The sequence below is a fragment of the Candidatus Methylomirabilota bacterium genome (assembly GCA_036005065.1).
Lineage (GTDB): Bacteria > Methylomirabilota > Methylomirabilia > Rokubacteriales > DASRDR01 > DASYQW01.
On the sequence record DASYQW010000352.1, the window covers coordinates 1 to 11,379 of the forward strand.

Here is an 11,379-nt window from a genome sequence, read left to right on the forward strand (position 1 = left end):
CTGGTGGCGAAGGAGTTTCTGAGCTGGCTCGCGGTGCCGCCGGCCGCCCGGTGGCTGGATGTGGGCTGCGGAACCGGCGCCCTGACCGCGATGATCCTGGCCATGGCCTCGCCCAGCCAGGTCGACGCGATCGACGCCTCCGAAGGCTATGTGGCCTACGCGCGAGGCATGACGCAGGACCCGCGTGTCCGGTTCCAGGTCGCCGACGCCCGGGCGCTTCCGGAGCCGGCGGAGGCCCGCGACGCCGTCGTGTCGGGCCTCGTCCTCAACTTCGTGCCCGAGCCGGCCCGGGCCGTCGCCGAGATGGCGCGGGTCGCGCGCCGGGGCGGGACCGTCGCGGCCTACGTCTGGGACTACGCGGGGAAGATGGAGTTGATGCGCCACTTCTGGGATGTCGCAGTGGCCCTCGACTCCTCCGCCCGCGAGCTGGACGAGGGCCGGCGTTTTCCGGTCTGCCGGCCGGAGGCGCTGGCGGCGCTCTTCGTCGACGCTCGGCTGGGCGAGGTCGAGACGCGGGCGATCGACGTCCCGACCGTCTTCCGCGACTTCGACGACTACTGGTCGCCGTTCCTCGGCGGCCAGGGCCCCGCGCCCGGTTACGCGATGTCCCTGAGCGAGGCGCGCCGCGCGGCGCTGCGCGAGCGGATCCGAGCGTCGCTCCCGGTGGGCCCGGACGGGTCCGTCCACCTGGTCGCCCGCGCCTGGGCCGTCCGCGGCCGCCGCCCGTGACGCGCGACGTGGCGGACCAGCCGGCTCCCGTCCTCCATCGCGACTGGCGAAGCCGCGATGCGTGGCGGGGGACCCGCCTCGGCCTGTGGGCGTGGCTCCTCCAGCGGGCGGCCGCCGTGGCTCTCGTCCTCGCGATCGTGCTTCATCTCCGGAATCCCTTCCTCCGCCCGATCCAGGCGATCGTCCTCGGCCTCGTGCTCCTCCACGGACTCCTCGGGCTGCGGGCGATCCTCCTGGACTTCGGGCTGCCGGTGCGCCTCCATCAGGCGCTCTTCATCGCAGCCCTGCTCCTCGGTGTCGCCCTCTATGCGCTGGCCTGGTGGTGGCGCTGGTACTGAGATGATCATCCGCGTCTTCCGCTGGCGCCCCGAGGCGCCCGCCGCGCGCTTCGACGAGTTTCCGGTCGAGGCGGGGGAGGGCACGACGGTGCTCGATGCCCTCGTCGGGATTCGCGAAACGCGGGCGCCCGACCTCGCCTTCCGCTACGCCTGCCGGGTGGGGATGTGCGGCTCGTGCGCCATGGTGGTGGATGGCCGGGAGCGCTGGACCTGCCGGACCCGGCTCCGGCCGCTGGCCCGCCAGGGGGCCACGGTGACGATCCGCCCGCTCTACCACTTCCCGCTGGTCCGGGACCTGGTGGTCGACCTGCAGCCCTTCGTCGAGCGCATGAAGGCGGCGGGCGCCGCCTTCGTGCCGGGTGGAGAACCCCCGGAGGCGACCCTTCCGGAGCGGCCCGCGATCGATGCCGCGATCGAGTGCATCGGCTGCGGCGCGTGTGTGTCGGCCTGCACGATGGTCCGCTGGGACCCTCGGTTTCCGGGGCCGGCCGCCCTGAACCGCGCGTTCACGCTGCTCGCCGACGGCCGCGACGCCGGGGCCACCGGGCGGTGGACGACCGTCTTCGGGGAAGACGGCGTCTTCCGGTGCCACGGGCAAGCTCAGTGCACCGCCGTCTGCCCCATGGAGCTCTCCCCGGCCGATTCGATCCTGCGCCTCCGGCGCAAGGCGACCCGATCACTGTTTTTGCGGACTTAGCCGCGCTCGGTCGCTTGACACCGGGCGGGCAGCCGGGTAGCATCGAAGCGCAGACTTCACGTCGCCTCCTGCCCCCCGGGGGGTGGGAGGCGATATCTTTGGGGGCTCGCCATGATCGACGCGATCCGCGCGCTGTACGCCGCCATGCCCGAGCGACTGGCCCGGGCCCGCCGGGAGTGGAGGCGTCCCCTGACCCTCACCGACAAGATCCTGGTGAGCCATGTCCTGGACTGGAAGACGCAGGTCTGGGACCGCGGCAAGGCCCAGCTCCGGCTCGGGGTGGATCGGGTGGCGATGCAGGACGCGACCGGCCAGATGGCCCTCCTCCAGTTCATGCAGGCCGGGAAAAAGCGGGTGGCCGTGCCCTCCACGGTCCACTGCGACCACCTGATCCGGGCCGAGACCGGGGCCTCCGACGACATGGGCCGTGCCCTGGCCGAGAACAACGAGGTCTACGCCTTCCTCCACTCGGCCTCGCGAAAGTACGGAATCGGGTTCTGGCGGCCCGGCTCGGGCATCATCCACCAGGTCGTGCTGGAGAACTACGCGTTCCCGGGCGGACTGATGATCGGGGCCGACTCCCACACGCCGAACGGCGGCGGGCTCGGCATGCTCGCCATCGGCGTCGGCGGCGTCGACTGTGGCGAGGTGATGGCCGGGCTTCCGTGGGAGGTTCTCCACCCGAAGCTGGTCGGCGTCCACCTGACCGGCAAGCTCGGGGGGTGGAGCGCGCCCAAGGACGTGATCACCTACCTGTGCGGGCTCCTCACCGTCAAGGGGGGAACCAACAAGATCATCGAGTACTTCGGCCCCGGCGCCGAATCCATCAGCGCCACCGGGAAGGGCACCATCTGCAACATGGGCGCCGAGCTCGGCGCCACCACCTCGGTCTTCCCCTTCGACGACCGGATGGCCGCGTACCTTCGGGCCACCGACCGGGCGGAGGTGGCCGCCCTGGCCGAGCAGTCCCGCGAGCACCTCACGCCGGATCCGGAGGTCCTCGACGACCCGGGGCGGTTCTACGACGAGCTGGTCGAGATCGATCTCTCGACCCTCGAGCCGCACATCGTCGGCCCGCACTCGCCGGACCGGGCCCGGTCGATCTCGAAGCTCGCCGACGACGTGCGAGCGAACGGTTGGCCCGCCCGGATCAAGGCCGCCCTGATCGGCTCGTGCACCAACTCCTCCTACGAGGACATGCGCCGCGCAGCCCACATCGCCACCCAAGGGATCAAGGCGGGGCTCCGGACGCGCACTCCCTTCCTCATCACGCCCGGCTCCGAGCGGATCTTCCAGACCATCAAGCGCGACGGGATCATGACGACCTTCGAGCAGATGGGCGGCACGGTGCTGGCCAACGCCTGTGGCCCCTGCATCGGCCAGTGGAAGCGCTCCGACGTCGGGCGGGAAGAGACCAACACGATCGTCTCCTCCTTCAACCGCAACTTCCCCGGGCGCAACGACGGGAGCGCGGCGACGCTCTCCTTCCTGACCAGCCCGGAGATCGTGACGGCCCTGGCCTTCGCGGGGACGCTCGAGTTCGACCCGGTCCACGGAACGCTCCCCGGCCCCGACGGCCGGCCGTTCCGGTTCACCCCGCCGGAGGGGGAGGAGCTCCCGCGCGACGGGTTCGCCGGCGGCGCCGAGGGGTACGAGGCGCCCGCCCCGGATGCCGACGCCGTCGGGGTGGCCATCCCGCCGGACAGCGAGCGCCTCCAGCTCCTCGAGCCGTTCCCGCGGTGGGACGGGAAGGACTTCGAGCGGCTGCCCATCCTGGTCAAGGCGCGGGGCAAGACGACCACCGACCACATCTCGCCGGCCGGCGCCTGGCTCCGGTATCGCGGGCACCTCGATCGGATCAGCGACAACATGTTCCTCGGGGCCCTCAACGCCTTCACCGGCGAGACGGGCAAGGGCCTGAACGTCCTCACCGGGGAGGCGGGGGTTCCGTTCGCCCGGATCGCCCGCGACTGGAAGGCGAAGGGCGTCGGCTGGGTGGTGGTCGGCGACGAGAACTATGGCGAGGGGTCGAGCCGCGAGCACGCGGCGATGTCGCCGCGGTATCTCGGGGCCAGAGTGGTCATCGTGAAGAGCTTCGCCCGGATCCACGAGACCAACCTCAAGAAGCAGGGCATCCTCCCGCTCGTGTTCGCCGATGCGAAGGATTACGACCTGTTCGAGCAGGACGACCGGGTCTCGATCGTGAGACTGGCCGACCTGGCCCCGGGGCGGCCCGTCGAGGCGCGTGTCCACAAGCCGGACGGGCGAGAGGTGACCGTCATCACCCGCCACGCCCTGACCGCCGAGCAGATCGGCTGGTTCCGCGCGGGGTCGGCGCTCAACGCGCTGACCTAGCTGGCGCCGTGCCGATCACCCTCGCGCTCCTCGGCCCTCGGTCCGGCGCGAACGACTCGGATACATAGGAGGCCTCGATGGTCGGTCGCGTGAAGATCCCCGCCGGCGAGCGGATCACCATCTCTCACGGGAAGCTCCAGGTCCCCGACACGCCGATCGTCCCGTTCATCGAGGGCGACGGCACCGGCCCCGACATCTGGCAGGCCGCGGTCCGCGTGCTCGACGCCGCGGTCGAGCTGGCGTCCCGCGGCCGGCGGCGGATCGCCTGGGCCGAGGTCTACGCCGGCGAGAAGGCGCAGGCGGCCTACGGGAAGGACTGCCCGCCGAACCTGCTGCCCCAGGAGACGCTCGACGTCATCCGGGAGTACCTGGTGGCCATCAAGGGGCCGCTCACCACGCCCATCGGGGAGGGCTTCCGCAGCCTGAACGTCACGCTCCGCCAGCAGCTCGACCTGTACGTGTGCCTGCGCCCGGTGAAGTACTTCCAGGGCGTGCCCTCGCCGGTCAAGCGCCCCGAGAAGGTCGACATGGTGATCTTCCGCGAGAACACCGAGGACATCTACGCCGGCATCGAGTGGGAGACGGGGACGCCGGAATGTCGCCGGGTCATCGACTTCCTGACCCGGGAGATGGGCGTCCGGCAGATCCGCTTCCCGCAGAGCTCCTCCATCGGGATCAAGCCGATCTCGCGGGAGGGCTCCGAGCGGCTGATCGGGGCCGCCATCCGCTACGCGATCGAGCACGGCCGCCGCAACGTGACCCTGGTCCACAAGGGGAACATCCAGAAGTACACGGAAGGGATGTTCATGAAGTGGGGGTATGCGCTGGCCAGGCGCGAGTTCGGGGACCGGACGGTCTCCTGGGAGGAGTGCGGGGGGAAGCCGCCGGCCGGGAAGCTCCTGATCAAGGACGCCATCACCGACGCCTTTCTCCAGCAGATCCTGACGCGCCCGGACGAGTTCGACGTGATCGCCGCCCCCAACCTGAGCGGCGACCTGCTGTCGGACGCGCTGGCCGCTCAGGTCGGCGGCATCGGTATCGCGCCAGGGGGGAACATCAACTACGAGACGGGGCACGCCCTCTTCGAGGCGACCCACGGCACCGCCCCCAAGTACGCCGGGCAGGACAAGGTGAACCCGGGGTCGGTGATCCTCTCCGGCGAAATGATGCTGCGCTACATGGGCTGGACCGACGCGGCGGATCGGATCATCAGGGGGCTCGAGGCTACCATCGGGCAGAAGGTCGTGACCTACGACTTCGCCCGTCTCATGGAGGGCGCCCGGGAAGTCAAGTGCTCGGAGTTCGCCACCGCGATCGTCGACAACATGCGGAGGCTGTGAGGTAGCAGAGATGCTGGGGCGGTTCACGGAGCGCGCGCGCCGTGTCAAGAGTTCCAAGTGGCGCATCCCTCTGTAGGGGTCTCCGTGTTCTCCGAACGCGAAGTCGCGTACCTCAAGTCCCAGCGGCTGGCCCGGATCGCCACGGCGTCGGCCGAGATGCAATCCGACGTGGCGCCGGTCGGGTTTGAGTTCGACGGCCGGGACTTCTACGTCGGCGGCCTCGACATCACCCGGACGCTCAAGTACAAGAACGCGCAGGTCCATCCGAAGGTGGCCCTGGTGGTCGACGACCTGGAGTCGGTCGATCCGTGGAAGCCTCGCGGCATCAAGATCCACGGCAGCGCGACCATCGTCGAGCGGGACGGACGGTTCGGCCGGAAGCCGTATATCCGGATCGTTCCGGAAGCCCACTGGAGCTGGGGGATCGAGGGGCCCGTCTTCCAGGACGGCAAGCCCGTCATCAAGAGGACGCGGCACTCCCGATGAGGGGAGGCGGCATGACCCGCCCGAAGGTCACGGTCGTCGGCGCCGGCAACGTCGGGGCGACCACCGCCCAGTACATCGTCGAGCGGGAGCTGGCGGACGTCGTCCTGACGGACGTCGTCGAGGGACTGCCGCAGGGAAAGGCGCTCGACCTCCTCCAGGCCGGGCCCGTCCACGGCTACGACTGCCGCCTGATCGGCGCCAACGACTACGCGCCGACCGCGGGCTCGCACATCGTCGTGCTCACCGCCGGGTTGGCCCGGAAGCCGGGGATGAGTCGCGACGACCTCCTGTTCAAGAACGCGGACATCGTCCGCGGCGTCGTGCAAGAGGTGGCCCGCCTGTCGCCCGAGGCCATCCTCATCGTGGTCACCAACCCGCTCGATGCGATGGCGCAGCTCGCCTGGAGGACGTCCGGGTTCCCGAAGCAGCGGGTTCTCGGGATGGCGGGAGTCCTCGATTCGGCGCGCTTTCGGACCTTCATCGCCGAGGAGCTCGGCGTGTCGGTCGAGAACGTGACCGCGTTCGTCCTCGGCGGCCACGGCGACACCATGGTGCCGCTGCCCCGCTATTCGACGGTGGCCGGGATCCCGATCACCGAGCTCCTGCCCAGGGAGCGGATCGATGCCCTGGTCCACCGCACGGCCACCGGCGGCGCCGAGATCGTGAACCTGCTCAAGGCGGGGAGCGCGTTCTACGCGCCCGGGGCCTCGGTCACCGAGATGGTCGAGGCGATCCTGCGCGACAAGAAGAAGATCCTCCCCTGCGCCGCCTACCTCGAGGGGGAGTACGGGATCCGGGGGCTGTTCGTGGGGGTGCCGGTGAAGCTGGGGCGGGGCGGGGTCGAGCAGATCATCGAGATCCGGCTCACGCCCGATGAGGCGGCTGCCCTCGAGAAGTCCGCCGAGGCCGTCCGCGAACTGGCCGACAAGCTGAAGCTCTAGGAACCGTCATGCGAGAGATCCCGGCCGGCGACGTCACGGCGACCATCAAGCGGCTCTGCCAGGAAGCGAACCTCGAGCTGGGCGTGGACATGCTCCGCGCCTTCGACCGGGCGCTCGAGCGGGAGCGTTCGCCGGCCGGCCGGCAGGTCCTGGAGATGATCAAGGAGAACGCGCGGATCGCCCGGACCGAGCGGCTGCCGTATTGCCAGGATACCGGCTTCCTCATCTGCTTCGTCGAGCTCGGCCAGGACGTCCACGTCACCGGCGGTCTCCTCACCGACGCCATCGACGAGGGCGTGCGCCAGGGCTATGCGGAGGGCTACCTCCGGGCCTCCATCGTGCGTGACCCGTTTGACCGGAAGAACACCGGCGACAACACCCCGGCCGTGGTCCACGTCGAGGTCGTCCCGGGCGAGCATCTGACGCTGAGGGTGATGGCCAAGGGCGGCGGCTGCGAGAACCGCTCGAAGTACAAGATGCTGACCCCCGCCGACGGCCTGCCCGGGGTCAAGGCGTGGGTCCTCGAGTGCATCAAGACCGCGGGCCCCGACGCCTGCCCGCCCCTCATCGCCGGGGTCGGCGTGGGCGGCACCTTCGAGAAAGCGGCTCTGCTCTCCAAGAAAGCGCTCTTCCGGGAGATCGGCAAGCCCAACCCGAACCCGGAGCTGGCCACCCTCGAGGCCGAGCTCCTCGACGGGGCGAACCGCCTGGGGATCGGGCCGCAGGGCTACGGGGGCGACACCACGGCCTTCGCCATTCACATCGAGACGTTCCCGTGCCACATCACCTCGCTCCCGGTGGCGGTGACGATCGAATGCCACGCGCATCGGCACAAAGAGGCCGTGCTGTGAGAGGCCGGGCCCGAGTCCGAGCGCGGGCTTTGCCCGCGCAACCCTTCCTCGGGGGGAGGTTCGGAAGGGGGGCGGAGCCCCCCTCCGAGAAGATCGCGTGTCACGCGCATCGCCACAAGGAGGGTGTCCTCTGAGCCTCGAGGTCGGCGGCGACGTGCTCCGGTTGACGACCCCTCTCTCGGACGGCGACGTCGTCCAGCTCCGGGCCGGGGACCGGGTGCGTCTGTTCGGGATCCTCCTCACCGGCCGTGATGCCGCGCACAAGCGACTCGTCGACCGACTCGACGAGGGGCAGCCGTTGCCGGTCGACGTTCGCGGCCAGATCATCTACTATGTGGGGCCGACGCCGCCGCCGCCTGGCATGGTGATCGGCTCGGCCGGGCCCACCACCGGAGGGCGCATGGACAGATATGCGCCCCGGCTGATGGCGCTCGGCCTCAAAGGGATGATCGGCAAGGGACACCGCTCGCAGTCGGTACGGGACGCGATGCGCCAGTGGAAGTGCGTGTATTTCGGGGCGGTGGGGGGGGCCGGCGCGCTCCTCTCCAGGTACATCAAGGCCGCCGAGATCGTCGCCTACGATGACTTGGGGACCGAAGCGATCCGCCGCCTCACCGTGGAGGACTTCCCGGTGATCGTGGTCAACGACACCCACGGCGGCGACCTCTACGAGGACGGGATGAAGCAATACGCGCGCCCGGCCGGGGAGGCCTCCGAATGAACGGGATCACTGCGACCAGGGTGACCGGCACGCACACCGGGCGGCCCCACATCGCCGGGCCGCTTCGCTGGGACCCCTGGTGGATCGAGCCGACCCTGGTGGTGACCGGTCTCGGCGCGTTCATCTTCTACTCGACCTGGGCCGCGCTCCAGAACGCCCATTACTACGCGGCCCCCTACCTCTCGCCCTTTTACTCGCCCTGCCTCACGGCGGAATGTCTGCACGTCACCGTGCCGCTGCTCGGCAGGCATCCGCAGCTTCCGATCATCGGCGTCCTGTCGCCGGCCTTCCTCGTCCTCTGGGGCCCCGGCCTTTTCCGCCTGACCTGCTACTACTACCGCAAGGCCTACTACCGCGCGTTCTGGGGGGTGCCGCCGGCCTGCGCCGTCCCGGACGTCCGGCGGGAGTACACGGGCGAGACGCGCTTCCCGCTCACCCTGCAGAAATGGCACCGCTACATGTTCTACGTCGCGGTCATCTTCATCGTGGTCCTCACCTGGGACGCGCTCCTGGCGTTCCGATTCCGGGACGGCTTCGGCGTCGGGGTCGGGACCCTCGTGATGTGGGCCAACGTGGTTCTCCTGGCCGGCTACACGTTCTCCTGTCATTCCTGCCGGCACGTCTGCGGCGGCGTCCTCGACGAGTTCTCCAAGGCGCCCGCCCGCTATCAGGTCTGGCGGTTCCTCACCCGCCTGAACGAGCGCCACCCGCTCTTCGCGTGGCTCTCGTTGTTCAGCGTCGGGCTCACCGACCTCTACATCCGGCTCGTCTCGATGGGCGTCATTCGAGACTTCAGGATCCTGTGATGAGCGCCGGAGACCGGTACGAAACACACGAGTACGACGTGATCGTGGTGGGGGCCGGGGGCGCCGGCCTCCGGGCGGCCGTCGAGGCCTCCGCGCAGGGAGTGAAGACGGCCCTGATCTGCAAGTCGCTCCTCGGGAAGGCCCACACGGTCATGGCCGAGGGCGGTATCGCCGCCGCGCTGGGCAACGTGTATCCGGAGGACAACTGGCAGGTCCACTTCCGGGACACCATGCGCGGCGGCAAGATGCTGAACAACTGGCGGATGGCCCAGCTCCACGCCCAGGAGGCACCCGAGCGGGTGCTGGAGCTCGAGCGCTGGGGCGCCCTCTTCGACCGGACCAAGGACGGGCTGATCCTCCAGCGTGACTTCGGCGGCCACCGCTACGCGCGCCTGGCCCACGTCGGGGACCGGACCGGCCTCGAGATGATCCGCACCCTCCAGCAGCACGCCGTTCACCGCGGGATCGACGTGTTCATGGAGTGCACGATCGCGCGTCTCCTCACGGACGACGGCCACATCGCCGGCGCGCTCGGCTACTACCGGCCTACCGGCCAGTTCGCCCTCTTCAAGGCCAAGGCGGTGGTCCTGGCCACCGGCGGCATCGGCAAGATCTGGAAGTTCAGCTCCAACTCCTGGGAGTACACCGGGGATGGGGTCAGCCTGGCCCTCGAGGCCGGGGCGGACCTGATCGACATGGAGTGCTACCAGTTCCACCCGACCGGGATGGTCTGGCCTCCCAGCGTCCGCGGCGTCCTCGTCACCGAAGGCGTTCGCGGCGATGGCGGGACCCTCACGAACGCGCTGGGCGAGCGCTTCATGTTCAAGTACATCCCGGAGTACTTCCGGGCCGAGACCGCGGACACCGAGGAGGAGGCCGATCGCTGGTACACGGACAAGAAGAATGCCCGGAGGACGCCCGACCTCCTGCCCCGCGACGAGGTGGCCCGCGCCATCAACGCGGAGGTCAAGGCCGGGCGGGGGAGCCCACACGGAGGCGTCTTCCTCGACATCGCCTCCCGGCGCCCGGCCGACTACATCAAGCGGCGGCTCCCGTCCATGTACCACCAGTTCAAGGAGTTGGCCGGCGTGGACATCACCAAGGAGCCGATGGAGGTGGGGCCGACCGCCCACTACATGAACGGCGGGGTACGCGTGGACGCGGACTCGACGGCCACGGCCGTCCCGGGCCTCTTCGCGGCGGGCGAGGTGGCGGGAGGCCTCCACGGGGCCAACCGGCTGGGTGGTAACTCGCTCTCCGACCTCCTCGTGTTCGGCCGCCGGGCCGGACTCTACGCGGCCGACTACGTGCGGGCGCTCAAGGGCACCGTGAAGATCGACGACGGCCACGTCGAGGCGGCCCGGCGCGAGGTGCTCGCGCCCTTCGAACGGACGGGGGGCGAGAACCCCTACCAGATCCAGCACGACCTCCAGGAGACGATGCAGAGCCTGGTCGGAATCATCCGGACGGAGGCGGAGCTGAAGGAGGCGGTGCAGCGGATCCAGGCCTTGAAGGATCGCGCGGGGCGGGTAGGGGTGGAAGGCGCCCGGCTCTACAATCCCGGCTGGCACCTGGCGCTGGACCTTGGTTCGCTCCTGGCCGTCTCCGAGGCCGTCACCTTCGCCGCGCTCGAGCGCAAGGAGAGCCGCGGGGGTCACACGCGGGAGGATTATCCGAAGCCGGATCCGCACTTCGCCAAGGTCAACGTGGCCGTTCGTCACAGGAACGGCAAGATCGTGGTGACCCAGGAGCCACTCCCCGAGATGCCCCCGGAGCTCAAGAAGCTCCTCGAGGACAAGTGATGCGGCCCGGGCCGATAGCCTTCGCAGCCCGTCGTCCTCGGTCGTCGGCGGGCCTCAACGTATGCGGCATACGCCTCGGCCCGCCTCCTCCCTGCGTCCTAGGGCTGCTCGGCTCTCGGCCCGGTTCCATCGCACGGACGCGGTGTGACTGGGTACATCCTCGAGGACAAGTGATGCGGCCCGGGCCGATCCCCGTCGCATCCCGTCGGGCGGCGCACTGCCGCACCCGCGAGGGCACGTAGGGTGGCCGGCCGCGAGGCGGTGATGCTCGTCTTCCGCGGCGACGCGGACGGCGGCGAGTTCCGGGAGTACC

At 70.0% G+C, this 11,379-nt stretch carries 11 protein-coding genes; all 11 read left to right on the forward strand.

The genetic code is table 11. From position 1 onward, the window contains the following. A partial coding sequence (locus VGW35_23805) for a class I SAM-dependent methyltransferase (protein ID HEV8310700.1) occupies nt 1-729 on the forward strand: 729 nt, incomplete at its 5' end. Then, nucleotides 726-1,067, forward strand: a complete 342-nt coding sequence (locus tag VGW35_23810) for a succinate dehydrogenase (GenBank protein ID HEV8310701.1) — start codon at nt 726-728, stop codon at nt 1,065-1,067. The genes VGW35_23805 and VGW35_23810, both read left to right, overlap by 4 nt. A 1-nt stretch (nt 1,068) precedes the next feature. Then, nucleotides 1,069-1,764: a succinate dehydrogenase/fumarate reductase iron-sulfur subunit gene (locus VGW35_23815; GenBank protein HEV8310702.1), complete on the forward strand. Its 696-nt coding sequence runs from the start codon at nt 1,069-1,071 to the stop codon at nt 1,762-1,764. Between the two features lie 111 nt (nt 1,765-1,875). Next, on the forward strand, nt 1,876-4,119 hold the full coding sequence (locus tag VGW35_23820; protein ID HEV8310703.1) for an aconitate hydratase: 2,244 nt from the start codon (nt 1,876-1,878) through the stop codon (nt 4,117-4,119). A 77-nt stretch (nt 4,120-4,196) separates the two neighbouring features. Further along, complete coding sequence (gene icd, locus VGW35_23825; protein HEV8310704.1) at nt 4,197-5,459, forward strand: NADP-dependent isocitrate dehydrogenase; 1,263 nt, start codon at nt 4,197-4,199, stop codon at nt 5,457-5,459. A gap of 84 nt (nt 5,460-5,543) precedes the next feature. After that, nucleotides 5,544-5,945 carry a PPOX class F420-dependent oxidoreductase gene (locus tag VGW35_23830; protein HEV8310705.1) on the forward strand — a complete coding sequence of 134 codons (402 nt, stop codon included), beginning with the start codon at nt 5,544-5,546 and terminating at the stop codon, nt 5,943-5,945. Nucleotides 5,946-5,956: 11 nt separating this feature from the next. Beyond that, on the forward strand, nt 5,957-6,886 hold the full coding sequence (mdh, locus tag VGW35_23835; GenBank protein HEV8310706.1) for a malate dehydrogenase: 930 nt from the start codon (nt 5,957-5,959) through the stop codon (nt 6,884-6,886). 8 nt (nt 6,887-6,894) lie between these two features. After that, entirely contained in the window at nt 6,895-7,737 is an 843-nt protein-coding gene (locus tag VGW35_23840) for a fumarate hydratase (protein ID HEV8310707.1), read from the forward strand. 154 nt (nt 7,738-7,891) lie between these two features. Continuing rightward, complete coding sequence (locus VGW35_23845; GenBank protein ID HEV8310708.1) at nt 7,892-8,458, forward strand: Fe-S-containing hydro-lyase; 567 nt, start codon at nt 7,892-7,894, stop codon at nt 8,456-8,458. Continuing rightward, nucleotides 8,455-9,264, forward strand: a complete 810-nt coding sequence (locus VGW35_23850) for a hypothetical protein (GenBank protein HEV8310709.1) — start codon at nt 8,455-8,457, stop codon at nt 9,262-9,264. The genes VGW35_23845 and VGW35_23850 overlap by 4 nt, the downstream gene beginning before the upstream one ends. Further along, the gene (locus VGW35_23855) at nt 9,264-11,066 is read left to right on the forward strand and encodes a fumarate reductase/succinate dehydrogenase flavoprotein subunit (GenBank protein HEV8310710.1); all 1,803 of its coding nucleotides are present in this window, start codon (nt 9,264-9,266) and stop codon (nt 11,064-11,066) included. Before VGW35_23850 ends, VGW35_23855 begins: the two co-directional genes overlap by 1 nt. The last annotated feature ends 313 nt before the right edge of the window (nt 11,067-11,379 follow it).

Bases quoted from the DNA above. Each gene is read 5' to 3' on its own strand.
- VGW35_23850 (HEV8310709.1), top strand. From the start codon at position 8,455: ATGAACGGGATCACTGCGACCAGGGTGACCGGCACGCACACCGGGCGG.
- VGW35_23855 (HEV8310710.1), top strand. From the start codon at position 9,264: ATGAGCGCCGGAGACCGGTACGAAACACACGAGTACGACGTGATCGTG.
- VGW35_23840 (HEV8310707.1), top strand. From the start codon at position 6,895: ATGCGAGAGATCCCGGCCGGCGACGTCACGGCGACCATCAAGCGGCTC.
- mdh (HEV8310706.1), top strand. From the start codon at position 5,957: ATGACCCGCCCGAAGGTCACGGTCGTCGGCGCCGGCAACGTCGGGGCG.
- VGW35_23815 (HEV8310702.1), top strand. From the start codon at position 1,069: ATGATCATCCGCGTCTTCCGCTGGCGCCCCGAGGCGCCCGCCGCGCGC.
- VGW35_23820 (HEV8310703.1), top strand. From the start codon at position 1,876: ATGATCGACGCGATCCGCGCGCTGTACGCCGCCATGCCCGAGCGACTG.
- icd (HEV8310704.1), top strand. From the start codon at position 4,197: ATGGTCGGTCGCGTGAAGATCCCCGCCGGCGAGCGGATCACCATCTCT.